This is a genomic window from Xanthobacter cornucopiae (assembly GCF_043195065.2).
Lineage (GTDB): Bacteria > Pseudomonadota > Alphaproteobacteria > Rhizobiales > Xanthobacteraceae > Xanthobacter.
On the sequence record NZ_CM195531.1, the window covers coordinates 3,056,014 to 3,081,109 of the forward strand.

The 25,096-nt window shown below is 70.8% G+C and carries 24 protein-coding genes and 1 other RNA gene; 10 read left to right on the top strand and 15 right to left on the bottom strand.

Annotated features, from left to right (window positions below; translation table 11 throughout):
- Positions 1-4: 4 nt before the first annotated feature.
- The 8 genes from tolR to V5F53_RS13455 all read right to left on the bottom strand — a co-directional run bounded on the left by tolR (position 5) and on the right by V5F53_RS13455 (position 7,825).
- Entirely contained in the window at positions 5-463 is a 459-nt protein-coding gene (gene tolR / locus V5F53_RS13420) for a protein TolR (RefSeq protein ID WP_393995350.1), read from the bottom strand.
- Positions 464-467: 4 nt separating this feature from the next.
- The gene (tolQ, locus tag V5F53_RS13425) at positions 468-1,238 is read right to left on the bottom strand and encodes a protein TolQ (RefSeq protein WP_393995349.1); all 771 of its coding nucleotides are present in this window, start codon (positions 1,236-1,238) and stop codon (positions 468-470) included.
- 311 nt (positions 1,239-1,549) lie between these two features.
- Positions 1,550-2,092 (bottom strand): tol-pal system-associated acyl-CoA thioesterase, encoded by a 543-nt coding sequence (gene ybgC / locus V5F53_RS13430; protein ID WP_393995348.1) that lies wholly within the window; start codon positions 2,090-2,092, stop codon positions 1,550-1,552.
- Between the two features lie 33 nt (positions 2,093-2,125).
- Positions 2,126-3,169 carry a Holliday junction branch migration DNA helicase RuvB gene (ruvB, locus tag V5F53_RS13435; protein WP_393995347.1) on the bottom strand — a complete coding sequence of 348 codons (1,044 nt, stop codon included), beginning with the start codon at positions 3,167-3,169 and terminating at the stop codon, positions 2,126-2,128.
- Between the two features lie 105 nt (positions 3,170-3,274).
- Positions 3,275-3,889: a Holliday junction branch migration protein RuvA gene (ruvA, locus tag V5F53_RS13440; protein WP_393995346.1), complete on the bottom strand. Its 615-nt coding sequence runs from the start codon at positions 3,887-3,889 to the stop codon at positions 3,275-3,277.
- 77 nt (positions 3,890-3,966) lie between these two features.
- Positions 3,967-4,398 (bottom strand): anthrone oxygenase family protein, encoded by a 432-nt coding sequence (locus V5F53_RS13445; protein ID WP_393995345.1) that lies wholly within the window; start codon positions 4,396-4,398, stop codon positions 3,967-3,969.
- A 236-nt stretch (positions 4,399-4,634) separates the two neighbouring features.
- Positions 4,635-5,162: a crossover junction endodeoxyribonuclease RuvC gene (ruvC, locus tag V5F53_RS13450; RefSeq protein ID WP_393995423.1), complete on the bottom strand. Its 528-nt coding sequence runs from the start codon at positions 5,160-5,162 to the stop codon at positions 4,635-4,637.
- A gap of 83 nt (positions 5,163-5,245) precedes the next feature.
- Entirely contained in the window at positions 5,246-7,825 is a 2,580-nt protein-coding gene (locus V5F53_RS13455) for a hypothetical protein (protein WP_393995344.1), read from the bottom strand.
- 576 nt (positions 7,826-8,401) lie between these two features.
- Here V5F53_RS13455 and V5F53_RS13460 point away from each other — a divergent pair.
- Positions 8,402-8,854: a MerR family transcriptional regulator gene (locus V5F53_RS13460; RefSeq protein WP_393995343.1), complete on the top strand. Its 453-nt coding sequence runs from the start codon at positions 8,402-8,404 to the stop codon at positions 8,852-8,854.
- A gap of 296 nt (positions 8,855-9,150) precedes the next feature.
- Here V5F53_RS13460 and V5F53_RS13465 read toward each other — a convergent pair whose 3' ends face one another.
- The 6 genes from V5F53_RS13465 to V5F53_RS13490 all read right to left on the bottom strand — a co-directional run bounded on the left by V5F53_RS13465 (position 9,151) and on the right by V5F53_RS13490 (position 12,486).
- Entirely contained in the window at positions 9,151-9,900 is a 750-nt protein-coding gene (locus V5F53_RS13465; protein WP_393995342.1) for a YebC/PmpR family DNA-binding transcriptional regulator, read from the bottom strand.
- Between the two features lie 143 nt (positions 9,901-10,043).
- Entirely contained in the window at positions 10,044-10,868 is an 825-nt protein-coding gene (locus V5F53_RS13470) for a TIGR00282 family metallophosphoesterase (protein WP_393995341.1), read from the bottom strand.
- 14 nt (positions 10,869-10,882) lie between these two features.
- Positions 10,883-11,488 carry a 5-formyltetrahydrofolate cyclo-ligase gene (locus V5F53_RS13475; RefSeq protein WP_393995340.1) on the bottom strand — a complete coding sequence of 202 codons (606 nt, stop codon included), beginning with the start codon at positions 11,486-11,488 and terminating at the stop codon, positions 10,883-10,885.
- 82 nt (positions 11,489-11,570) lie between these two features.
- Positions 11,571-11,725, bottom strand: a non-coding RNA gene (gene ssrS / locus V5F53_RS13480) — 6S RNA.
- 65 nt (positions 11,726-11,790) lie between these two features.
- Complete coding sequence (locus tag V5F53_RS13485; protein ID WP_393995339.1) at positions 11,791-12,174, bottom strand: cell division protein ZapA; 384 nt, start codon at positions 12,172-12,174, stop codon at positions 11,791-11,793.
- Positions 12,175-12,180: 6 nt separating this feature from the next.
- Positions 12,181-12,486, bottom strand: a complete 306-nt coding sequence (locus V5F53_RS13490; RefSeq protein ID WP_393995338.1) for a DUF4164 domain-containing protein — start codon at positions 12,484-12,486, stop codon at positions 12,181-12,183.
- A gap of 476 nt (positions 12,487-12,962) precedes the next feature.
- Here V5F53_RS13490 and tkt point away from each other — a divergent pair, with 476 nt between their 5' ends.
- From tkt to V5F53_RS13530, 8 genes are all read left to right on the top strand, one after another.
- Entirely contained in the window at positions 12,963-14,954 is a 1,992-nt protein-coding gene (gene tkt / locus V5F53_RS13495; RefSeq protein WP_393995337.1) for a transketolase, read from the top strand.
- 101 nt (positions 14,955-15,055) lie between these two features.
- On the top strand, positions 15,056-16,063 hold the full coding sequence (gene gap, locus V5F53_RS13500; RefSeq protein ID WP_393995336.1) for a type I glyceraldehyde-3-phosphate dehydrogenase: 1,008 nt from the start codon (positions 15,056-15,058) through the stop codon (positions 16,061-16,063).
- A 21-nt stretch (positions 16,064-16,084) separates the two neighbouring features.
- On the top strand, positions 16,085-17,293 hold the full coding sequence (locus V5F53_RS13505; RefSeq protein ID WP_393995335.1) for a phosphoglycerate kinase: 1,209 nt from the start codon (positions 16,085-16,087) through the stop codon (positions 17,291-17,293).
- Between the two features lie 164 nt (positions 17,294-17,457).
- Entirely contained in the window at positions 17,458-18,483 is a 1,026-nt protein-coding gene (locus V5F53_RS13510; RefSeq protein ID WP_393995334.1) for a class I fructose-bisphosphate aldolase, read from the top strand.
- A gap of 126 nt (positions 18,484-18,609) precedes the next feature.
- Positions 18,610-19,275, top strand: a complete 666-nt coding sequence (locus V5F53_RS13515; protein WP_393995333.1) for a thiamine phosphate synthase — start codon at positions 18,610-18,612, stop codon at positions 19,273-19,275.
- Positions 19,272-20,501 (top strand): tetratricopeptide repeat protein, encoded by a 1,230-nt coding sequence (locus V5F53_RS13520; RefSeq protein ID WP_393995332.1) that lies wholly within the window; start codon positions 19,272-19,274, stop codon positions 20,499-20,501. Before V5F53_RS13515 ends, V5F53_RS13520 begins: the two co-directional genes overlap by 4 nt.
- 134 nt (positions 20,502-20,635) lie before the next feature.
- On the top strand, positions 20,636-21,424 hold the full coding sequence (locus V5F53_RS13525) for an inositol monophosphatase family protein (protein ID WP_393995331.1): 789 nt from the start codon (positions 20,636-20,638) through the stop codon (positions 21,422-21,424).
- Positions 21,425-21,538: 114 nt separating this feature from the next.
- Complete coding sequence (locus V5F53_RS13530) at positions 21,539-22,150, top strand: hypothetical protein (RefSeq protein WP_393995330.1); 612 nt, start codon at positions 21,539-21,541, stop codon at positions 22,148-22,150.
- A gap of 23 nt (positions 22,151-22,173) precedes the next feature.
- Here V5F53_RS13530 and mutL read toward each other — a convergent pair whose 3' ends face one another.
- Complete coding sequence (mutL, locus tag V5F53_RS13535; protein WP_393995329.1) at positions 22,174-24,081, bottom strand: DNA mismatch repair endonuclease MutL; 1,908 nt, start codon at positions 24,079-24,081, stop codon at positions 22,174-22,176.
- Between the two features lie 128 nt (positions 24,082-24,209).
- On the opposite strand from mutL, the gene V5F53_RS13540 reads away from it, so the two are divergent.
- Entirely contained in the window at positions 24,210-25,043 is an 834-nt protein-coding gene (locus V5F53_RS13540; RefSeq protein WP_393995328.1) for a ComF family protein, read from the top strand.
- The last annotated feature ends 53 nt before the right edge of the window (positions 25,044-25,096 follow it).

Below are 25,096 nucleotides of genomic sequence, written 5' to 3' on the forward strand. Positions count from 1 at the left end.
AACCTCAGCCTCCCTGATCCACTTCGGTGACCAGCGCCACCTTCTTGAAGCCGGCGCCGGACAGGCGACCCATCACCCGCATCACCGTGCCGTAGTCCACCTTCTTGTCGCCGCGCACGAAGATGCGCTCCTCCATGCCGCCGCGCGCCTGGGTCACGGCTTGCAATTTTGCGACCAGATCGTCGTACTTGATCTCGCTGTCGCCGAGGAAGATCTGCCCCTTGTCATTCACCGACAGGGTGATCGGCTCCTTGTTGTCCTGGTTCACCGCGCTCGCCTGCGTCTGCGGCAGGTCGATGGGAACGCCCACCGTGAGCATCGGCGCCGCCACCATGAAGATGATGAGCAGCACCAGCATGACGTCCACCATGGGCGTCACGTTGATCTCGGCCATCACCGGGGCGGTGCGCCGCCGCGAGCGCCGGCTCTGCCATCCCGATGCGCCACCGCCTCCCATGCCCATGGCGTCAGCCCCGCTCGTCGATCTGCCGCGACAGGATGGCGGAGAACTCGTCCGCGAAGCCCTCGAGGCGCTGGGCCTGCCGGCCCGCCTGGGAAATGAACTTGTTGTAGAAAATGGTCGCGGGAATGGCCGCGATGAGGCCCATCGCGGTCGCGAACAAGGCCTCCGCGATGCCCGGCGCCACCACCGCCAGCGAGGTGTTCTTGGAGGCGGCGATGGACTGGAACGAGGTCATGATGCCCCAGACCGTGCCGAACAGGCCGATGAACGGGCCCGCCGAACCCACCGTGGCCAGCACCAGCAGGCGCGATTCCAGCCGCTCCACCTCGCGGGCGATGGTCACGTTCATCACCTTGTCGAGGCGCTGGTTGAGGCCGGTGAGCGAACGCGCGCCGCCCTCATAGGTGCGCTTCCACTCGCGCATGGCGGCCACGAAGATGGCGCCCATGCCGTGGTTGGTGCGCCCGCCGGACAGGGAGCGGTAAAGCTCCTCCAGGCTCTGGCCGGACCAGAACACCTGCTCGAAATGGTCCATCTCGCGCTTGTTGCGGCCGAACAGCACGGTCTTGTCGATGATGATGGCCCACACCCAGATGGAGGCGACGATCAGGCCGATCATCACCAGCTTCACCACGAAATGGGCTTGCAGGAACAGGCCGAGGAAGGAGATGTCGGCGGCCGGCGCGGCTACCGCGGCCGCCCCGATGCCCCCGGGGTCCTGCGCGGCGCCGGGCACGACGCTCGCCAGCAGCAGGCCGGCCGCCAGCAAAGCCAAGGCCGGCGCGCGCGCGAAGCGGCACGCCGGAGCAGCCGAAGCCGGAGCAAGGGCAGGAAGAGGCGACGCAATCGCAGGCACTCCACCGCGCCTGCTCATCTGATCGTTCATTCTCGGCTCCGCTGCGCGCGGCAAGGCACCGCGCGGGACATCTCCGCCCGTCTGTCCACAGTATCCCGGTGTTTGACCGGGGGACTTCGTCCAAACTTTGACGGGAACGCTCTTTCGTGCTGCGACGCGAAGAAATCGCCGCAGGGCTCACGCGAAACCTAGTCACGAACAGGCTTAAGGGCGCGTTAGCGGCGCCGCGTTCAGCCTGGGGCGGCGGTGGAATCGGCGGCGGGCGCGGCCTCGCCCGCACGGGCGTCGGCGAGGGTGGCCTGGCGCAGCGCATCGGGAATGCGCTTGGCGCGCCCCTGGGACACGAACGCCACCCGCACCATCGCCGACACCAGCAGCTCGCCGCCGCGCTTGACCTGCTGTGACAGGGTGATGGAGGCGCCCGCCACGTCCTTGGAAAGGGTTTCCACCTGCAGCACGTCGTCGATCTTGGCCGGCTTCAGGAAATCGATCTGCATGGCGCGCACGACGAAATGGAAGCCGGGCGCCTCCTGTGCCGCCTGGGCGAACAGCTCGCCCTGCACCACGCCGAGCAGGCGCATGTAGTCGGACCGGCCGCGCTCCATGAACTTCAGGTAATTGGCGTGGTAGACGATGCCGGAAAAATCGGTGTCCTCGTAATAGACACGCAAGGTCAGCACGTGGCCGCCCGGGATGAGCCGGCCCGCCAGATGGGGATGGGCCTCAAGCTCGCCCGGCGCCACCGCCCGTTCGCCCGAAAGATCGCTCTTCATGCCCTCGTCCCGAATTGCTGCGCGGCGGCACACCTAGCCTTCCTCGTCGAACAAAGGCAAGTTCGCCACCATGGCCGGATCGCGCCGGGGCTCGGGCAGGCCAAGATGGCGGAAGGCGATGGCGGTGAGGATGCGCCCGCGCGGGGTGCGCTGAATGAAGCCCTGCTGCACCAGATAGGGCTCCACGATCTCCTCGATGGCGTCGCGCGGCTCCGACAAGGCCGCCGCCAGCGTGTCCACCCCCACCGGGCCGCCGCCGTAGAATTCGGCGATCACCGTCAGGTAGCGCCGGTCCATGGCGTCGAGGCCGGCGCCGTCCACCTCCAGCGCCGACAGGGCGGTGTCGGCGATCTTGCGATTGATGGCCTTGGCCTGGGCCACCACCGCGAAGTCGCGCACCCGGCGCAGCAGCCGCCCGGCGATGCGCGGCGTGCCGCGGGCGCGGCGGGCGATCTCGGTGGCGCCATCGGGGGCGATGGCCACCCCCAGCACCTTGGCGCCGCGCACCACGATCTTCTCCAGCTCCTCGATGGTGTAGAACTGGAGCCGGATGGGAATGCCGAACCGGTCGCGCAGCGGCGTGGTCAGCAGCCCCGAGCGGGTGGTGGCGCCCACCAGGGTGAATTTCGGCAGCGAAATCTTGACCGAGCGCGCCGCCGGCCCCTCGCCGATGACCAGGTCCAGCTCGTAATCCTCCATGGCGGGATAGAGGATTTCCTCCACCGCCGGCGCCAGGCGGTGGATCTCGTCGATGAAGAGCACGTCGCGCTCTTCCAGGTTGGTGAGGATGGCCGCCAGGTCCCCCGCCTTGGCGATCACCGGGCCGGAGGTGGAGCGGAAGCCCACCCCCATTTCCCGCGACATGATCTGCGCCAGCGTGGTCTTGCCGAGGCCGGGCGGGCCCACGAACAGCACATGGTCCAGCGCCTCGCCGCGCGCCCGCGCCGCCTTGATGAAGATGTCGAGATTGGCGCGCGCCTGCGCCTGCCCCACGAACTCCCCCAGCATCTGGGGGCGCAGGTGGAGCTCGGTTTCGTCGTCACGCTTTTCGCCCGATACGAGGCGGCGGGTGTTCATATGGACTGCCTATGGCACGGGCACCCGTCGGGCCCCGTGAATCGCGCCGTGAGCGCCCAAACTAGCCCCGAACCGGAGTGATCGCCAAACCGGACCGGCCGGGCCCTACTTCGCCAGTTCCTTGAGCCCCAGGCGAATCAGCTTCTCCGTGGTCGCCGCCTCCCCGGCCTCGCGCAGGGCGGCGGCGATGGCCACATTGGCCTGGGGCGGGCCGTAGCCCAGGTTGACCAGGGCCGAGATGGCGTCGGCCACCGGGCCGCCCTCCCCGGCCACCGCCGCTTCGCCCAGCGCCGGCAGGCCGATGTCGGCGGCCAGCCCGCCCGGCACCTTGTCCTTCAGCTCGGTGACGATGCGCGTCGCCACCCGCGGCCCGACGCCGGGGGCGCGGGCGACGGTGGCCTTGTCGGCCAGGGTCACGGCCTGGGCCAGCTCCGAGGGGCGCAGGGTGGACAGCACCGCCAGGGCGATCTTGGTGCCGATGCCCTGCACCGTCAGCAGCAGGCGGAACCAGTCCCGCTCGCCCTCCGAACCGAAGCCGTACAGGCGGATCATGTCTTCCCGAACATGGGTTTCGATGACGAGGCTCACCGCCTCTCCCATGCGCGGCAGATCGCGCAGGGTGCGCGCCGAGCAGTGCACCAGATAGCCGACGCCATGCACGTCGAGGATGAGGTGGTCCTCCGCGACGGAGTCCACCACCCCCTTGAGCTTGCCGATCATATGGGTTCCTCAGGCCTGCAGCCGCGGGGCGCGGCCAGGGCGTCCCCGCCGGCCGGGACGGCGCGCCGCCGGCGCCCTCATGCAACCGCCGCCGACAGGAAAATGAAGCTGGACACCGCCCCGAAGCCGGTGCGCACCATGTGCAGCTGGCCCCAATTGGCGATCAGGCGGCGGGTCTCCTCCCCCGCCTCGTCCTCCCGGGTGTCCAGCAGGCGGCGATTGGTGGGCATGATGCCGATGAAGGTATAAGGCCAGTTGGCCAGCAGCAGCACCCCGCCGGCCAGCCACTGCCAGTTGCCGGTTTCCCAGAAGGCGGCCGCGCCAAGGCCGAAGCCCAGCAGCGCCAGGCTGGCCTGAAGCGCGAAGCCACGCTTGTAGGCGGGCTTCCATTCGCCGAGGGCAGCCGCCGCCGCCAGCCGCAGCCGCGCCGGCTGCTCCACCACGTTGATATAGAGCGCGGCGCCCGTGAACAGGGCCGCCACCAGCAGCGCCAGATGCCCCAGGATCATCCGCCGGCTCCCCCGCCCCTTCTCGCAACCGCCAAATGGCACAGCCAAGCCGCCGCACGCTCAATAAGCCACGCGCCCGAAAAACCACGCGCCCGGCAGGCCGCACGCCCACGGCACCCGGCATCCACCCGATGGCCCCCCGGCCGCACATCCGCCGCGACAGCCCGGCCACGCGGCATCCCCGCTCTGCGTACCGACTGACCACGCCCCACACGCCTCACAGCGCTTCGCACATCTCACAACGCTTCGCGGACCTGCGCCACCGCGCCGCGATGATGGGCGTGGGTGACGGCGACCGCAAGCGCGTCGGCGGCATCCTCGCTCTTCGGCGCGGCCTGCGGCAACAGAATTCCGATCATCATGCGAATCTGCGCCTTCTCGGCGCGGCCGCCACCCACAACGCTCTTCTTCACCAGGGTGGGCGCATATTCGGCCACGCTCAGCCCCTTGAGGGCCGGCGCCAGCAGCACCACGCCGCGCGCCTGCCCCAGCTTCAGGGTGGAGGACGGGTTCATGTTCACGAACGTCTCCTCCACCGCCGCCTCGTCGGGCGCATAGCGGTCGAGCACGTCCATCAGGCCATGGTGCAGCTCGGCGAGGCGCGCGCCCATGGGCGCCTCCTCCGGCGGCAGGATGGCGCCGCACGCCACATAGCGCAGGCGCGTCCCCTCCGCCTCGATCACCCCCCAGCCGGTCCGGCGCAGGCCGGGATCCAGGCCGAGGATGCGCACGGCGCAGCGGGGTCGAATCGGTGTCACGGTCATGGGGGTCAAGGTGCGCCGCCTGACGTCGGGAGGAAAGCCCCCCGGGACTGGGTGGGGACGGAAGCCGCCGGCTCGCGGCCGGATCAGCGCTTGCTGGCCAGCAGGTTGCCGGAAAAGAGCATGGTGTTGGCCGCCATGCGCTCGCCGGCCTCGCTGGCATTCCATTCGGGCAGGGCCGCGACCACATTCGCGGCCTCGTTGATGGGCTTGGGCACGAAGGCGTCGGCCGCCTTGCGCGCCTTCGCCAGCACCGTCTCGTCCGCCTCCTTGGCCAGCGCGTCGCGCTTGTCGGCACTGTCCTGGTCGCCCTGGCGGGCGGCGATGTTGAACCAGGTCAACGCCTCCGTGAGGTCGCTGGTGCCGGAGAAGCCGCGGGCGAAAATGATGCCCAGGTTGTGCTGGCTATCCTTCAGGCCGAGGTTGGCGGCCTTGCGGAACCAGCTGACGGCCTCGCCCCAATCGGGGCTGCCGGCGCCGCCCTGGGTGTAGAGCACCGCCAGATTGTGCATGGCGCGCACATTGCCTTGCTCCGCCGCCCATTTGTAGAAGCGGAAGGCCTCGTCCACGTTGCGCAGGGTGTTTTCATAGAGGCTGCCCAGACGGTAGGCCGCCGGCGCATAGCCGCGCGACACCGCATAGCCCAGCCACTTGATGCCGGCGTCGAGGTTTTCCGGAATGCCGACGCCGTCGGCAAACCGCACGCCCACCTCATAGGCGGCGGCCAGATTGCCCTCCAGCGCCGCCGTGCGCAGGGATTGGGGACCTGTGGGGGTCGGCAGGTCGGAGGTGGACTTCGGCGCGGCCGGTGTCGCCGCCGCGATCTTGATCTGGGTGATCGACTGGCTGGCGCGGGCAGAAATGGCGTCGCGATGGGTCCAGGCCGCTCCGGCGGAGACGGCGGCCAGCACCGCCAGCCCGGTCACGGCGATCACCGCCGGCGACAGCCGCGCCCCGATCGGGCGCCGGCGATCCGCAAGCGGGCCCTCGACCCGGGAGCGGCGCTCCTGCGCCTGGTTCTGGGCCTCGGCCATGGAGCGCCGGCCCCGGCGCACCTTCGGCGTGCGCGGCGTCACCGCCGGGTCGGCGCGAAAGGCCGTGACGTCCGGGGTTGGCACGGCGGCGTGCTGCTCGGGCTCGATCCGCGGCTCGGCATAGGTTTCGGAATAGGTCTCAGGATAGGGGGCCCGGTCGGGCTCCGGCTCACGCTCCCTCCGCGGATCGCGCTCCATGACCGGCTCGAACGCCATCGCCGGCTCCGGCTCGGCCGGATACCGCTCGGCGGCGCCCCCCGCATCCATCGACGCCGCGTCCGCAGCTTCCTGCCCGGCCGGGAACGGACCATCCCACGCCGGGTCATAGCCGGCAAACTCGCCCTCGGCCCGCGGGTCCGGCGCGGCATGGGGCGCCCACACGTCCTCTTCCACCCGGCCGAGCTCGACCGTGCGGTCCTCAAGCCCGCGCGCGAGGGCCTCCCCCAGCAGCTCGCTGGCGCGGCGCTCCACTTCGTCCTGGCGGGCCTCCAGGGCGGCCAGGCCGCGCTTCAGCCCCACCACCGCCGGCCCTCCGGCATCGGCGGACACCTTGCGGCTCACCGCCTCCACCGCCACCTCGACGGCCGCATCCACGGCCACGTCCACGGCTTCCCGGGTCACCGCGCTGGAGGCCTCGCGGGCCCGGCGCATCTCGTCGATCACGTCGCACAGCACCGCCTCGATGCCGTCGAGGCGCTCCAGGCGGGCATGGGCATCCTGAAACCGCTCGGTCAGCTCGATCAAGTGGTATTCCACGACCTCGGCCAGCGGTGCCGCAGCGGGCACGTCGGCCGGCCGGGCCACGTCCAGGCGGTCGATCAATTGCGCCAGCCGCTCCGCCAGCTCGGCCCCAGCCGCCGGGGACAGGGACGCGAGGTAATCCGTGACCTGGTCCAGGCGGTCATGGATGCTGTGCATGCCCGCTTCCACGTCCCGCCGCAGCTCGTGGGCGGTCGCGGTCTGCTCCTCCCGCGCGCTCGCCTCATAGGCGCTGACGCGGGTGATGAGCGCCTCGGCGTTGCGCTCGAAGGCCGAGGTGACCTCGGCCACCCGCTGCGCGGTTTCGCTGCTGGTGTGGGCGACCTGCTCGGCGCAGGCCGCCAGCCGCTCCGCCAGGGACTGGAGCCCGGAGCCGGACACCGCCCGCGTCACCAGCGACTTCAGTTCCTCCGACTGCGCCTGCAGGCGCGCCATCTCCACCGGGTCGACCGCGCGGGCGTTCAGGATGTCGAGCTTGCGCGACAGCATCTCCACCCCGGCCGACAGGGCCTGGAACCGCTCCGGCGCCTGCATGGCGTCCAGGGAGGTGCGCAGGGCCAGGAGCTCCTCGGCCAGATAGGCCATGTCCTCCGGGTTCCCGTCCAGGCCGGCGCCGGCCCCGGCGCCCCGCATGTCCTCCACCCTGTGATGCAGGAGAGTGATCGCGCGGTCCATCTCCACCACCGCGCGCCGGGGCGCCGCCTGGGCGAGACGGGACTTCAGCTCGTTCATCTCCGCCCGCAGGGCATCCACCGCCCCGCCACCGGACCCGGGCGCGCCCGGATGACGGTCAAGGTCGCTGTCAAAGCCGCGCTGAGGCGCAGCGGCAGCGCCGGCCCAGGCCGCGCGCTGAATACGCTCCCTTCGCTCCATGCCCGCCTCCCTGCGGCTGGAGGAGCGCCCCGATGGGGGCTTCTTTACCATGACCGCAATGCGTGATTCGCTCCATGCAGCATCCTGCGGCCTTGGTAAATGGCGGGTTAAGCGACGGATTCTTCGGCATTTTCAATGTCAGGTAACGGTTACTTTCCCCTACGGTAGCCCGTTGACTCTCCCCTCGCCCCGTTTCGCTGCGCTACAAAATTCAACGTGACCAAGCGGAAAGCGCCGGGCCGGCGCTCCACCCGGTCGCCAGGGGTGGGCATCCCGTTGGATGTCTCATCGTCATGGCGGCGCGCAGGGGGAGTTAAGCGGGCGGCAATTCCGGGGTGGCACGGCCGGTGGCGATGACAGGGCGGCGCCGTGTCGCCAACCGTCCTGGAATACCGCGGCGCGAGAAGGCCAGGGCGGTGTCCGCGCCCGCGCATGCCGGGCATCGAAACGCGGGATGGCCATCGGCCACCCGCTTGCGGTCAGCGGGGCCCGCTCCTTGGGCGGGTCGCGCCCGAGCGCCGCGACAGCAACCTCATCCGCGCCACCATGCGCACTGTGACACGGGAGTGACCCTTCATGGAAGTTACCACCTACGACCTCGGCCACTCCGCATCGGCGGTGGTCTCGGCCCTTTCGTCTTCCCCGGCGGAGGAGTCCTTCACCATCGGCGATCTCGCCCGCGAGTTCGGCACCACGCTGCGCGCTCTGCGCTTCTACGAGGACAAGGGCCTGCTGGCGCCGCGCCGCGATGGCATGACGCGGCTCTATTCGGCGGCCGATCGCGAGCGGCTGGCGGTGATCCTGAAAGGCAAGCAGCTCGGCTTTACCCTGGCCGAGATCCGCGCCCTGGTGACGGCCAAGACCGGCCCGATCCCCGGCGGCGACCATGACCTCCCCGCGGCCAGCGGCCTCGCCCTCACCCGCGATCGCTGCCTGAAGCAGCTCACCCAGCTCGAGCGCCAGCGCTCCGAGATCGACGCCGCGATCACCGAGTTGAAGACCATCGCCGACGGCCTCGCCGCCGCCTGATCCGAAGCCAAGCAACGCCCAACAGCCAAGCGACGCCCGGCGCCTGTCGCCGGGCCGCGCCTGAGGATCCGCCGCGGCTCAGCCCCGCCGGCCCCTCATGTCCCGCCCCCGCACGGGGACGGATGCGCCGGCCGGATGGCTGGATGTGCCACGACCGCAGCCCTACGCTCCCAACCAACGACCGGTGCCGGCTCGCCCCCGCGAGCCGGCCCGTCGCCCATCGGGGGCTGGCCTGCGCGATGTTCGTTGATCCGCAAGAACGTGGAATACGGGCCCTAAAGGGGCCCGATCCGGGCTCAGTCGGCGTTGAGCTTGGCGAGCAGCGCCTCGGACAGCTCGAAATTGGCCGTCACGGTCTGCACGTCGTCATTGTCTTCCAGGTTTTCCACCAGCCGCAGCAGCTTCTCGCCGGTCTCGTCGTCCACCGCCACGGTGTTCTGGGGCCGCCACACGAGCGCCGCCTTGCGCGGCTCGCCGAACTTGGCCTCCAGCGCCTTCTGCACTTCCGCCAGGCTGTCGGCCGCGCACACCACCTCATGGCCGTTGGCATCGGAGGAGACATCCTCGGCCCCGGCGTCGATGGCGGCTTCCATCATCGCGTCGGCATCGGCCTTGGCGGCATCGAACTCGATCACCCCGACCCGGTCGAACATGAAGGAGACGGCGCCGGTCTCGGCCAGGTTGCCGCCCGACTTGGTGAAGAAGGACCGCACTTCGGAAGCGGTGCGGTTGCGGTTGTCGGTAAGCGCCTCCACGATCACGGCCACGCCGCCGGGGCCGTAGCCCTCGTAGCGGATCTCCTCGTAATTCTCGGTGTCGGCGCCGGCCGCCTTCTTGATGGCGCGCTCGATATTGTCCTTCGGCATGTTCTCGGCGCGGGCGGCCAGGATCGCGGCGCGCAGGCGCGCGTTCATGTTCGGGTCCGGCAGGCCCATCTTGGCCGAAACCGTGATTTCGCGCGCGAGCTTGGAGAACAGCTTGGAACGCACCGCGTCCTGGCGGCCCTTGCGGTGCATGATGTTCTTGAATTGCGAATGCCCGGCCATGGCCGTCACCATCCCTCGATAGACGATCCCGCGCGCCGCCGGTGGCGGCGCCGCTCGGATCGATTGCGTTGACTGGAGCCGGCCTTATAGGCGGGAGCCGGGGACCGGGGCAAGGTGGCGCCTGCGCGCGGCGCGCCCTGCCCCTACGGCTCCCAGAACACCGGCCGTGCCTCGCCGAGGCTGCCGCCCAGCCGCACCGGAGCGACCTTCAGCGCCAGGCCGGTGCGGTCGTCCGTCTCCACCGCCACGCCGCACAGGCTGGCCGGCCCCATGGCCGGCTCGAAGCGGGCGGACGCCAGCTTGCGGGTGAAGCGCCGCAGCGGCTCTTCCTTGTCCATGCCGATCACGCCGTCATAGCAGCCGCACATGCCGGCATCGGTGAGATAGGCGGTGCCGCCGGCCAGGATGCGATGGTCGGCGGTCGGTACATGGGTATGGGTTCCCACCACCAGCGAGGCCCGCCCGTCGCAATAATGGCCGATGGCCTGTTTCTCGCTGGAGGCCTCGGCGTGCACGTCGATCACCACCGCGTCGGCCACCTCGCCCAGCACCGCCCCTTCCAGCGCGCGGTCGACGCCCACGAAGGGGTCGTCCAGCGGGTCCATGAAAATGCGGCCCATGACATTGAGCACCAGCACCCGGGCGCCGTTCTTGGCCTCCACCAGGGCGGCGCCGCGGCCGGGGGTGCCGGCGGGATAGTTGAGCGGCCGCACCAGGGCCGGGGCGCGCTCGATGAACACCAGCGCCTCGCGCTGGTCGAAGGAATGGTTGCCCAGGGTCACCGCGTCAGCGCCGGCGGCGATCAGCTCATCATAGATGCTCTCGGTGATGCCGAAGCCGCCGGCGGCGTTCTCCGCATTCACCACCACCAGGTCCAGCCGCCAGGCGGAGACCAGGCCGGGCAGGCGCGACAGCACGATCTCCCGCCCGGGCCGCCCCATCACGTCGCCGAGAAACAGCATCCGCATTCATCAGATCCCCGTCATGCGCCGCAGCGAAACACGTCCGCCTCCGTTATCATCACGTCCACGGGTTCGTCATGAGGTTCGGCGGGCACATGCGCCACTTCCTGGCAGGCGAAGGCGAAGCCCGCCGCCGTCACCGGCCCGCTCCGCCGCAGCTCGGCCAGGGTGCGGTCGTAGAAGCCGCCGCCGTAGCCCACCCGCAGCCCGCGCCGGTCGAACGCCGCCAGCGGCACCAGCACCACGTCGGGCGTCACCTCCGGGCAGTCGGGCAAGGGCGTGGGAATGGCGAAGGCGCCGGCGGGCGGCAGCTCGGCTCCCGGAAGCCAGGCGCGGAACAGCAGCGGCCGGCCGCGCCCCACGATCACCGGCAGCGCCAGCGCCGCCCCGCGCGCCCACAGCGCCTCCGCCAGCGGCCGGGTGTCGATCTCGTCGCGAAAGGTGGCAAACAGGGCGATCCGGTGCCCGGCGGGTGCCGCCAGGGCCGGCAGCGCCGCCAGCGCCCGCGCGGCCGCGACGGTTCCGGCGCGGGCGCGGGCCGCGACACCCATCCGGGCCCGCCGCTCCAGAGCCGCGGCGCGCAGCCGCGCCTTCTCGACGCTCGGGTGTTCAGGAGATGTCGTCACGGGCGTGAAACAGAAAGGTGCATGCAACACAGCCTGCAGGGAACAGGACGCATGAAACGGAAGACGCATGAAACAGAAGGAGTGCGGAGCCGCAGAAGCCGTCGGAATTCGATCCCGGGTAACCTACAGCGTAGGTGGGCGCCATATGTCCATGCCCAGGGGCACGGTCAGGGACAGCTCCCTTAAGGATCGATAAGGCCCCGGGGATATGTCTCCTAACGCGCCCCGCAGCCCCGCCCTGCCAATGTAGGAAGCTTCGCCCCCGCGCGCCAGTACCCCGCGCGCGCAATCCGGTGGATGGATCAGCCCATCCCCACCGTGCCCTTGTCGCGCGGCACCAGCTGGGCCACCAGCCGCTCGATGCGCTCGGCCACTTCCTCGATGGTGCGGGCGACGTCGCTCTCGCTGGCCTCGATGCGCTGCAGCGCGGAGGCGCGGGCGTCGCGCTGGCCCTCGATGTCGCTCTCCAGGGCGCGGATGCGGTTGCGGGCCTCGGCCAGCTCGTCGGCGATGGTGATGGCGGCCATCACCACCAGACGCTGGTCGCCAATCTCACCGAAGGCCCCGCGCAATTGCGAAATCCGGCTGTCGATGTCGTGCGCGAGGCGCACCAGATGCTCTTCCTGCCCTTCGTCGCACGCCATCCGATACTGGCGGCCGGCGATGGTGACGGAAACATGGGGCATGGAGGGTCAGCCGCCGTGGGTCGCGAGCACGTCGCGGATGGTGGCCATGGCCACGTCCAGCCGGCGCATGACCTCCCGCGCCACCTCGCCCACCTCGCCCACCTCGGCCTGGGTGCGGTCGAGTTCGGCGGCGAGACGCGCCCGGTCGTTGCCGAGCGCGTGCAACTGGGCCTGCAGCGCCGCCTGATGCCGGTCCGCGTCGCGCCGGCGATCCAGCGCGTCGGTCAGCGAATCGAGGGCGGCATGGAGACGCCGGGTGGCGGCCGCGATGGGGGCGTCCTCGAGCGGGGGGCGTTGCTTCAGCGCGTACATGCGCGGAGTGTAGCTGAGTCGATAACGCGGGCGCCACCGCTCCGGAAGTTGTCAACCAGAATGGAGCGTTGAATTTTCCCCTCAGGCTTACCGATGTCTTCACACCGGCCCCGCCGTGAGGCATCGCTTCCCCCGCGTCGGGACCGGAGCCGGCAGGGGGCTTGTTTCTCAAAGCATTGCCTCTCCCGGCAGAGGACCTTGATACCACCCTGCCGAACTGGCATGCCGCCAGCGGCGACGGCGGAGCCCCGGCCCGGGCGCCGCCGCGACGATGCGGCACGGGCGGACGATCCCCCGCCCCGCTTGACGCGAGGGAGCATGTGCGTTTGACACCCCCGCGAGCGCTGTTATCAAGACAGCCGCCATGGCAGGCGCCGAACGAGCCGGATACCCATCCGCTCCCTGGACCGATCCCTGGACCGAGTGTGGCCCACCTGATGGGACCGGTCGCGCATGCCACAGAATTTGAGGGGCTCATGTCGAACCGCACCCGCCACGATCGTATGGCCAACGCCATCCGGTTCCTGTCCATCGACGCCGTGGAAGCCGCCAACAGCGGTCATCCGGGGCTGCCCATGGGCGCGGCGGACATCGCGACCGTGCTGTTCGGCCGGGTGCTGAAGTTCGATCCCAGCCAGCCGCGCTGGGCCGACCGCGACCGCTTCGTGCTGTCCGCCGGCCACGGCTCCATGCTGCTCTATTCCCTGCTGCACCTCACCGGCTACAGCCAGGTGACCATCGACGAGCTGAAGCGGTTCCGCCAGCTCGGCTCGCTGACCCCCGGCCACCCGGAAAACTTCGTCACCGAGGGCATCGAGACCACCACCGGCCCGCTCGGCCAGGGCATCGCCACCGCGGTCGGCATGGCCATCGCGGAGAAGGCGCTGGCGGCCCGCTTCGGATCGCAGATCGTCGATCACCGCACCTATGTGCTCGCCTCCGACGGCGACCTCATGGAAGGCATCAGCCAGGAAGCGGCCGACATCGCCGGCCACCTGAAGCTGTCGAAGCTGACGGTGCTGTGGGACGACAACCGCATCTCCATCGACGGCCCCACCTCCATCTCCACCTCCACCAACCAGCTGGCGCGCTTCGCCGCCTCCGGCTGGGCCACGGCCGAAGTGGACGGGCACGACCCGGAGGCCATCTTCGCCGCCATCGAGGCCGCCCGGGCGTCCGACCGGCCGACCCTCATCGCCTGCCGCACCACCATCGGCTTCGGCTCGCCCAAGAAGGCCGGCTCGGAGAAGGTGCACGGCGCGCCGCTCGGCAAGGACGAGGTGGCCGCCACCCGCGCCGCCCTGGGCTGGGAGGCCGCCCCGTTCGAGGTGCCCGCCGATGTCGCCGCCGACTGGCGCGCCGCCGGCGCCCGGGGCGCGGTGGACCGCGCCGCCTGGGCCGATCGCCTCGCCGCCGCCCCGGCGGAGCTGCGCGCGGAATTCGAGCGCCGCACCGCCGAGATCCTGCCCGAAGGCTTCATCGCCGCCGTGGTGGAGGCCAAGGCCAAGGCGATTGCCGCCGGCGGCGCCGTCGCCACCCGCAAGTCGTCGGAAGCCGTGCTCGATACCCTGGTGCCGGTGGTGCCGGAGCTGCTCGGCGGCTCGGCCGACCTCACCGGCTCCAACAACACCAAGGCCAAGTCGGCCCGGTCGATCACCCCCGACGACTTCTCCGGCGCGTTCCTGCACTGGGGCGTGCGCGAGCACGGCATGGCCGCCGCCATGAACGGCATCGCCCTGCACAAGGGGCTGATCCCGTTCTCCGGCGGCTTCATGGTGTTCTCGGACTATTGCCGCCCCTCGATCCGTCTCGCCGCCCTCATGGGCACGCGGGTGATCCATGTCCTGACCCACGATTCCATCGGCCTCGGGGAGGATGGGCCCACCCACCAGCCGGTCGAGCACCTGGCGGCGCTGCGCGCCATTCCCAACCTCACGGTGCTGCGTCCGGCCGACACGGTGGAGACGGCGGAAGCCTGGCAGATCGCCATTGAGAACCGGGACGGCCCGTCCGCCCTGATCCTGTCGCGCCAGAACCTGCCGCTGCTGCGCGCCGACGCCACCGCCGAGAACAAGAGCGCCGGCGGCGCCTATGAGCTGGTCGCCGCCAGCGGCCCGGCCCGGGTGTCGCTGTTCGCCACCGGCTCGGAGGTCTCCATCGCCGTGGAGGCCCGCACGCTTCTGGAGGCCCAGGGTGTTGCCACCCGCGTGGTCTCCGTCCCCTCGTTCGAACTGTTCCTCGCAAGGCCCGCCGAAGAGCGGGCAAAGGTGATCGGGGACGCTCCGGCGAAAGTGGCGGTGGAAGCCGCCATCCGCATGGGGTGGGACGAAATCGTCGGTTCGGATGCCGCCTTCGTGGGAATGACCTCATTCGGCGCCAGCGCGCCAGCAAAGGATCTCTACGCCCATTTCGGAATCACCGCGGAGAAGGTGGCCGAGGCTGCCCTCGGCACGCTCCAGCGGGTTTGAGTTCCGCGCGCGGCGGGCGCGACAATCGCAGCGGCGCGGAGTTCCGCGGCCGCGCCCACAATATCGAAGCCGTGCTCAAAGCCGGCTAAGGAGGATGGAAAATGAGCGTCAAGGTGGCCATCAACGGTTTTGGTCGCATCGGCCGTAACGTGCTGCGCGCCATCATCGAGTCGGGCCGCACCGATATCGAGGTGGTGGCGATCAACGACCTCGGCCCGGTGGAGACCAACGCGCACCTGCTGCGCTTCGACAGCGTGCACGGTCGCTTCCCCGCCACGGTGACAGTTGCCGGCGACACCATCGACGTGGGTCGCGGCCCCATCAAGGTCACCGCCGTGCGCAACCCGGCGGAGCTGCCCCACACCGCGCTCGGGGTCGACATCGCCCTGGAATGCACCGGCATCTTCACCTCGAAGGAGAAGGCCTCGGCGCATCTGGTGGCCGGCGCCAAGCGGGTGCTCGTCTCCGCCCCCGCCGATGGCGCCGACCTGACGGTCGTCTACGGCGTGAACCACGACAAGCTCACCGATGCGCACAAGGTGGTGTCCAACGCCTCCTGCACCACCAACTGCCTCGCCCCGGTGGCCAAGGTCCTCAACGATGCGGTCGGCATCGAGAAGGGCTTCATGACCACCATCCACTCCTATACCGGCGACCAGCCCACGCTGGACACCATGCACAAGGACCTGTACCGCGCCCGCGCTGCGGCCATGGCGATGATCCCGACCTCCACCGGCGCCGCCAAGGCGGTGGGCCTGGTGCTGCCCGAGCTGAACGGCAAGCTCGACGGCACCTCCATCCGCGTGCCCACCCCCAATGTCTCGGTGATCGACCTGAAGTTCATCGCCAAGCGGGCGACCACCAAGGACGAGATCAACGCCGCCATCCTCGCCGCCGCCCAGGGCGAGCTGAAGGGCATCCTCAACGTCACCGACCAGCCCAACGTCTCCATCGACTTCAACCACGACCCCCACTCCTCCACCTTCCACCTGGACCAGACCAAGGTGATGGATGGCACGCTGGTGCGGGTGCTCTCCTGGTACGACAACGAGTGGGGCTTCTCGAACCGCATGAGCGACACCGCCGTCGCCATGGGCAAGCTCGGCTGACCCGGTGAAGGAGGCGCAGACATGATCGCCTACCGCACCCTCGACGACGCGGACCTCGCCCACAAGCGGGTCCTCGTGCGGGTCGACCTCAACGTTCCCATGGATTGCGGCCGCGTCACCGACGACACCCGCATCAAGGCCATCCTGCCGACCATCCGCGCCATCACGCAGAAGGGCGGCAAGGCGGTGCTCCTGGCCCATTTCGGCCGGCCCAAGGGCCGCGACGAGAGCCAGTCGCTCGCCCCCGTGGCCAAGGCCCTGGAAGCCCAGCTCGGCCACGCCGTGGCATTCGCCTCCGACTGCGTCGGCGACGAGGCCGCGAACGCGGTCGCCCGCCTCGCCTCCGGCGACGTGATCGTGCTGGAGAACACCCGCTTCCACGCCGGCGAGGAGAAGAACGCGCCCGAGTTCATCCAGGCGCTCGCCAGCCTCGGCGACGTCTATGTGAACGACGCGTTCTCCACGGCCCACCGCGCCCACGCCTCCACCGAGGGCCTCGCCCGCATCCTGCCGGCCTACGCCGGCCGGTCCATGCAGGGCGAGCTGGTGGCGCTGAGCAAGGCGCTGGAAGCCCCCGAGCGCCCGGTGCTGGCGGTGGTCGGCGGCGCCAAGGTGTCCACCAAGCTCGAATTGCTCGGCAACCTCGTGCACAAGGTGGACGTGCTGGTGATCGCCGGCGGCATGGCCAACACCTTCCTCGCCGCCATGGGCCACACGGTGGGCAAGTCGCTGTGCGAGCACGACCTGGGCGACACCGCCCGGGCCATTCTCAAGGAGGCCGAGACGGCCAACTGCGAGATCGTGCTGCCGGTGGACGCCGTGGTGACCCGCGAGTTCAAGGCCAACGCCCCCCATCGCGTGGTGGACGTGGACCATGTGGCCGAGGACGAGATGATCCTCGACGCCGGACCGGCCACGGTGGCGCGGGTCGCGGAGAAGCTGAAGGACGTCAAGACCGTGGTCTGGAACGGCCCGTTCGGCGCCTTCGAGCTCCAGCCCTTCGACGCCGCCACCGTGGCGGTGGCGCGCGAGGTCGCGGGCCGCACCAAGGCCGGGCTGCTGCTCTCGGTGGCCGGTGGCGGCGATACCGTGGCGGCGCTGAACCACGCCAAGGCGGCGGACGACTTCTCCTATGTCTCCACCGCCGGCGGCGCCTTCCTCGAATGGCTGGAGGGCAAGGCCCTTCCCGGCGTCGAGGCGCTGCGCCCGGCCGCGACCACCGCGCGCTGAAGCGATCCCAGGGGGCGGCCCCGCGGCCGCCCCCTGCCCCACGCGGTTTCCTTCACCGGGTTCTCGGACCGGTGCCGCCCTTGCGCCCCGGCGTCAGGTGTGGAAACTCACCCAAGGTCCGACGACACGTTCCCCCACAGACGGCCAACGCAGGACGGAGAATCATGACGGCTGAGCTCGACGCGAACGCTCAGAAGATGGTGGCCAACGGCAAGGGCATTCTCGCGGCAGACGAGAGCACCGGCACCATCAAGAAGCGTTTCGACGCCATCGGCGTGGAGTCCACGGAGGCCAACCGCCGCGATTACCGCGAGCTTCTGTTCCGCTCCACCGAGGCGATGCAGAACTATATCTCCGGCGTGATCCTCTATGACGAGACCATCCGTCAGAAGGCCGCCGACGGCACGCCGCTGGTGGCCCTCATCGAGCAGGCCGGCGGCCTGCCGGGCATCAAGGTGGACGCCGGCGCCAAGCCGCTCCCCTACGCCCCGGGCGAGACCATCACCGAGGGCCTCGACGGCCTCGCAGGCCGCCTGAAGGAGTATCGCGACCTTGGCGCCCGCTTCGCCAAGTGGCGCGCGGTGATCGACATCGGCGCCGGCATTCCCTCGCGCGGGGCGGTGGAAGCCAACGCCCAGGCCCTGGCCCGCTATGCGGCCCTGTGCCAGGAGGCCGGCATCGTCCCGATCGTCGAGCCCGAAGTGCTCATGGACGGCGACCACTCCATCGACCGCTGCTACGCGGTGACGGAGTTCGTGCTGAAGGAGACCTTCCACCAGCTCTACCATCAGCGTGTCCGCCTGGAAGGCATGGTGCTGAAACCCAACATGGTGGTTCCCGGCAAGAAGGCCGCCAAGCCGGCCTCCGTGGCGGAAGTCGCCGAGAAGACCGTGCGCCTGCTCAAGAACTGCGTGCCGGGCGCGGTCCCGGGCATCGCCTTCCTGTCGGGCGGCCAGGCCGACGAGGAGGCCACCGCCCACCTCGACGCCATGGTGAAGCTGGGCGGTCTGCCCTGGAAGCTCACCTATTCCTACGGCCGCGCCCTCCAGGCCGCGCCGCAGAAGACCTGGGCCGGCAAGACCGAGAACGTCGCCGCCGCCCAGGCCGCCTTCACCCACCGCGCGCGCATGAACTCGCTCGCGGCACAGGGCCTGTGGTCGCCGGAGCTGGAAGCCAAGAAGGCGGCCTGAGCCCGGGCAAGACGTCGCACCCCAGACGAAGGGCCGGCCACCGCCGGCCCTTTTTCGTGGCCGGCCGCGCGCTCGCGCGCGGCCGGCGCCGCCAATTCGCCCCTTTCTTGGCCGACCGATCCTGTCATGTCTCAATCCGCCGCACCCCTCCGCGCCCGCCTCATGCTGATTCTCTCCCCGGCCCTTGCGCCGCAGGACGCCGTCGCGCGCGTCGCCGCCGGTGACGTGGCCGCCGTCATCCTGCGGCCCGGCGCGACGTCGCCGGACGTCGCGCGGCTGCGGGCGCTGGCGCAGCCGCTGCAGAAGCGCGACTGCGCGGTGCTGGTGGAGGCGCACGTCGAGGCGGTGGAGCCAGCCCGCCTCGACGGCGCCCACATGGGCGATACCGTGCACGATCCGGCCCCCCTCGCCGCCGCGCTCGGACGGCTGAAGCCGGACAACATCGTCGGCGCCGGCGGCTTTTCCTCCCGCCACGACGCCATGGAGGCCGGCGAGAGCGGTGCCGATTACATCCTGTTCGGCCCCTTGTCGGGCAGCGGCGCCGAGTTCGCGCGCACCTGCGCGCTGGTGGACTGGTGGACCGAGCTGTTCGAGGTCCCCGCCGCCGCCGTCGCCGGCTCCCCCGCGGAAGTGGCCGCCCTGGCCCAGGCCGGCGCCGACTTCATCGCCCTTGCCCAGGACTGGATCGAGGGCGCCGACGGCGTCTCCGCCGTCGGCGCCGCCCAGGCAGAGATCGACGCCCATTGCGCCCATCTCGGCCACGGCGCCACCGATGCGGACCCCACCCCGTGACGCCGCCCCCGCTGCCCGTCAGCCCCCCCGCCACGGCGCATCCGCCGCGCCGCTGGAGCATGACGCCTGCCGGCGCGGCGCTGGTGGCGCTGGGTCTCGTCCTGGTCGCCGTCATCCCGGCGCGGGCGCAGCCGCCGGTCCACGTGGCCGAGACCAACGCCAAGCCCAGGAACGGCAAGGCCGACACCGGCAAGGCCGGCGCCGCCAAGCCGGCAGCCCCCAAGCCGGAGCCGCAGCCGGCCGCGAGCAATGGCGGGCTCGGCCCGGTGCCGGGCGCCCTGCTGCCCTTCCCCCAGCTCGACACCGTCGGCGGCAGCGGCGACCTCGCCTATGGCGCCTACCAGCGGGGCTACTATCTCACCGCGTTCCATGACGCCGAGGCCCGGGCCAAGGCCCAGAACGACCCGGTGGCCATGACCTTGCTGGCGGAGCTCTACGCCCGGGGCTTCGGGGTGCGCTACGACCCGAAGAAGGCCATCGAGTGGTACCAAAAAGCCGCCGCGGCCGGTTCCGCCGATGCCGAGTTCGCCCTCGGCCTGATGGCCCTGACCGGCCAGGGCATGACCGCCAGCGAGGAGGAGGCGGCCAGGCGGTTCCGCGTGGCGGCGGAGAAGGGCAATCCGGCCGCCGCCTACAACCTGGGCCTGCTCTACATGCAGGGCCGCAAGGTGCGGCAGGACATGTCCGCCGCCGCCCGCTGGTTCGAGAAGGCGGCCGAGAAGGACCAGGAGGACGCCCAATATGCCCTCGCCGTCCTGCTGAAGGAGGGCAACGGCGTGGACCGCGACGTGCCCGGGGCGGCGCAGCTCATGGGGCGCGCCGCCAAGCTCGGCCACACCACCGCCCAGGTGGAATTCGCCATCATGCAGTTCAATGGCGTCGGCGTGCCGAAGGATGAGGCGGCAGCCGCCGCCTTGTTCCGCCGCGCCGCGCTGGGCGGCAATATCATCGCCCAGAACCGCTATGCCCGTCTGCTCGCGGCGGGACGCGGCACGGCGGCGGATCCGGTGGCGGCCGTCACCTGGCACCTGATGGCCAAGGGCCGGGGGCTCGGCGATCCCATGCTGGACAAGGTGGCCGACCAGCTCAGCCCCGCCGACCGCGAGAAGGCCCAGGCCCAGGCCCGCCGCTGGAGCGGCGAGCCGCCGGCGTCCCCCGCCGCCGCGCCGGCGAAGCCGCCGGCGGCCCCGGCGGGCAAGCCGGCACCCGCCGCCAAGACCCCCTGACGACGGCGGGGCGCGGGGTAGCCCTGCCTTGACGGCGCCCCACAAGGCGGGCACACGTCGGCCCCATCGTCCGGCTGCTTCGGCCCGGCTCGCCCGCGCCGCTTCGCCGGCCTCCCCTCAGCCAGGGTTCCCGCATGATCCGCTCGCCGCTCATCACCGTCATGGTCCAGGCCGTCCGCAAGGCGGGCCGCGCCCTCATCCGCGATTTCGGCGAGGTGGAGCAGCTCCAGGTCTCCAGCAAGGGCCCGGCCGACTTCGTCTCCGCCGCCGACCGCAAGTCGGAGGAGGTGCTGTTCGCGGAATTGTCCAAGGCGCGCCCCGGCTATGGCTTCCTGATGGAGGAGCGCGGCCGCGTCGAGGGCACCGACCCGGCCAATGAATGGGTGGTGGACCCGCTGGACGGCACCACCAACTTCCTGCACGGCATCCCCGTCTTCGCCATTTCGGTGGCGCTGGTGCGCAACGGCGTGCCCATGGCCGGCGTCATCTTCAATCCGGCCAATGACGAATTGTACGTGGCCGAGGTGGGCCAGGGCGCCTATTTCAACGACCGGCGCCTGCGGGTCGCCGGCCGGCGCCGGCTGGCGGAATGCGTGGTGTGCTGCGGCCTGCCGCATATGGGCCGGGGCGACCACGACCAGTTCAACCGCGAGCTCGGCGTGGTCCAGAAGCAGGTGGCGGGCCTGCGCCGCACCGGTTCGGCGGCGCTCGACCTGGCCTGGGTGGCCTCCGGCCGCTTCGACGCCTTCTGGGAGCGCAATCTTGCGCCCTGGGACATGGCGGCGGGCATGGTGCTGGTGCGCGAGGCCGGCGGCTTCGTCTCCGACATGGACGGCACCGACAAGGTGCTGGAGCGGGGCAGCGTGCTGGCCGGCAACGAATTGATCCATCGCGACCTGCAGCGCCTGCTCAAGAGCGCCTGAGCGACGGCCTGCGTCGGCTCCTCCACGATCATCGCCCCGCCGCGCCAGCACGAGGCAAGGGCGCGGCTTCCGGCGATTGAGCCGGGAGCGGATGTACGGACGGCGGGGAACGACATGACACTGAGCACAGGCGTGCGCCGGCTATTCACTGCATCGGCCTTTCTCCTGAGCGTTCTTGTCGCTGCCAATTGGACCAAGCTTTTCGAGCGGCTCGGCTTGGATACCGTCGTGGCGGATCTTCTCATGCCCGCCACGGGCCGGAGCCCCCTGCTTCAATTCCTCACCGCGCAGGCAGGTCTCATCACCACCGCCGGAGTTCTTGGGGTCGCTGTCGGCATGTGGCTGGCGGAGGGCGTCCGCGCCCTTGATCAGGCGCGGGAGCGGAAGGAATGGTGGAAAGACAAAAATGGCCTCTCCATCGTCAACGCCGCCTGCGCCCTCAAGGGTAAGCGTCCATCGCGCGCGCCGACAGATCAAGACACGTTGGCCATAGTCGACGACATCCGCGCTCGTGTCGATGCCGGCATCTATCCGACCTTTGGAGAGGAGCCCGACCCCGCTCGCATTGCATCAGGCAAGACCCTCTACAGCCCCAAGACTGCAACGGACACCACTGTCATAAGCAAAAAATACGTAGAAAAATATGCAAAAGAGAAAAATATTCAGACCCCATGGACGGTCCACGACAAAAATGACACGAAATTAATTAAAAATATAAAATATTAAGACTTATCGCCATGACACACCCATCACCGACGCGCGAACAACTTCTCCACATCCTTGAGGGAGAGGGTCACGAAGGTGGGACGACCGTGGTTGCACTCCCCTGAATTGGGGGTGGCCTCCATCTCGCGCAGCAGCGCGTTCATCTCCTCCACCCTGAGCCTCCGGCCGGCGCGCACCGAGCCGTGGCACGCCAGGGTCGCCGCCACGTGCAGCAGCCGTCGTTCCAGGGGCAGCGCATCGTCCCACTCGGCGGCGTGCTCGGCCAGGTCGCGGACCAGCTGCGTCACGTCCGCATCCTTCAGCAGCGCCGGCACCTCGCGCACCAGCACCGCGCCGGGCCCGAAGCTCTCCACCGCGAGGCCCAGGGCAGCAAGGTCCTCGGCCTTCTCGCTGAGCCGCCCGGCCTCGGCCGGATCGAGATCCACCACCACCGGGATGAGCAGCCCCTGGCGGGCGATGCCGTCCCGCCCGAGCCCCGCCTTCAGCTTCTCATAGACCAGCCGCTCATGGGCGGCGTGCTGGTCCACCAGCACCAGCCCGTCGCGGGTCTGGGCAACGATATAGGTCTCGTGCAATTGCGCCCGCGCCGCCCCCAGCGGGCGGTCGAGGTCCGCCGCCTGGGCCGGCGCCGCGTCGGCGCGCGCGTCGGCCGAGGGTGGCGCGATGTCGAACGCCCGCTGCGCCGGTCGCGACGCATCGGCCGGCGGCGCATAGTCCGCGTCCTCGGGCTCGGCGACACCCGGCGGGGGAGCGCAGAACGCGGAAGATGCCGCCGCGGGGCGCGCCGGAGAGGCGCGCCAGTCGTAGTCGCCGCGCGGCGCATAGGGCACGGCGCGGCCCCAGCCGCCCGCTGCGCCACCGGCGGGCGGCGGCTCCAGCTCGGGCGCGCGGGCCAGCGCCACCAGCCGGTCGGCGATGGTGGCGGCGGTGCGCGGCAGCCGCTCCGCCAGGGCGTCGGACAAGGTCCGCACGATCAGGGCGCGGACATTGCCGCCATCACGGAAGCGCACCTCGGTCTTGGCCGGGTGCACGTTCACGTCCACCTCGCGCGGATCGAGGGAGAAGAACAGCGCCAGCACCGGATAGCGGTCGGAGGGCATGAGGTCGGCATAGGCGCCGCGGATCGCGCCCATCAGCAGCTTGTCCCGCACCGGGCGGCCGTTCACGAACAGGAACTGGCTCAGCGAATTGGCCTTGGAATAGCTCGGCAGGCCGGCCAACCCCTCCAGCGTCACGCCGCCGCGCTCGCCGGCGACGGGGATGACATTGCGCCCGGTCTCGGCGCCCAGCACCTCGGCGAGGCGGGCGGACCGGCCGGCCGCGTCCGGCGCGCGGGCGGGCCAGGTGAGGGGCGCCTTGTCCTCGGTCACCAGGGTAATGCCCACGTCGGGCCGCGCCAGCGCCAGGCGGCGCACCACATCCACCGCCGCCGAGGTCTCGGCCCGGTCGGACTTCAGGAACTTGAGCCGCGCCGGGGTGGCGAAGAACAGGTCGCGCACCTCCACCCGCGTGCCCGCGCCCAGGGCCGCCGGGCGCGGCGGGGTCACCACCCCGCCCTCCACCCGCACCTCGAAGGCATGAGGCGCTCCCTTCGGCCGACTGGCGATGGACAGGCGCGCCACCGCGCCGATGGACGGCAGCGCCTCGCCCCGGAAGCCCAGGGTGGAGATGGCGAGCAGGTCCTCGCCGGCCAGCTTGGAAGTGGCGTGTCGCTCCACGCACAAAGCGAGGTCGTCCGGCCCCATACCGCCGCCGTCGTCGGTGATCCGCACCAGGTCGCGGCCGCCGCCGTGGATGACCACTTCCACCGAGCGGGCGCCGGCATCCATCGCATTTTCCATGAGCTCCTTCACCACCGCGGCCGGCCGCTCCACCACCTCGCCGGCGGCGATGCGGTCGATGAGCACGGGCGGCAGGCGGCGGATGGTCATGGGCACCTTGAACGACTCAGCGGATTGGAACGGTGATCTTAGCGCGGATGCAGGCGGCCGGCGGGCGGCTTTACACGACCGCCGGCCGCACCCATCATCGGCCGGGCAAGCAGGGCGGCGCACGGACCATGGCAACGCCGGACAGCGGGGACGAGCCATTCCCCACCCGATTTTTCGCCCAGGCGCTGGGCCTGCGCCTGCGGCGCGTGGCGCGGGCGGCCGGCCGCGCCGGCCAGGGGCTGCTGGGCCTCGCCCTGCCGCCCACCTGCATCGCCTGCGGCCGCATCACCGGCGATGCCGGTGGCCTGTGCGGCACCTGCTGGGGCGCCCTCGCCTTCATCACCCCGCCGTGCTGCGAGCGCACCGGCGTGCCCTTTCCCCACGCGCTGGCCACCGCCGGCGCGCCGGCCGTGCCCCGCTACAGCGCCGAGGCCATCGACAGCCCGCCCGCCTTCGACCGGGCCCGCGCGGTGGCGCTGTTCACCGATGTGGCCCGCGACCTCGTCCACAATCTGAAATACGCCGACCGGCTGGATGTGGCGGCCCCCATGGCGCGGATGATGGCGCTGGCCGGGCGCGAGCTGATCGCCGACGCCGACCTGATCGTGCCGGTACCGCTCCACGCGGTGCGGCTGTGGCGGCGGCGCTTCAACCAGGCGGCGCTGCTGGCGCGGCACCTCGCCCCGACCGACGGGCCGCCGGTGCGCGCCGACCTGCTGCGCCGGCGGCGGGCCACCTCGTCCCAGACCCGCCTCGGCCGCCAGGCCCGGCGCGCCAACGTGGCCGACGCCTTCGCGCCATGCGGCGACGCAGCATCGGTCTTGCCGGGACAGCGGGTGCTGCTGGTGGACGATGTCTACACCACCGGCGCCACCCTGGACGCCTGCGCCCGCGTGCTGCGGCGCGCCGGCGCCGCCCATGTGGACGCGCTCACGTTCGCGCGTGTTGTCGACTTCCCCTGAAGCCTTATGATACGTCACTTTCGTGACGGCGCCCCGCCGTTTCACAGGCCCCG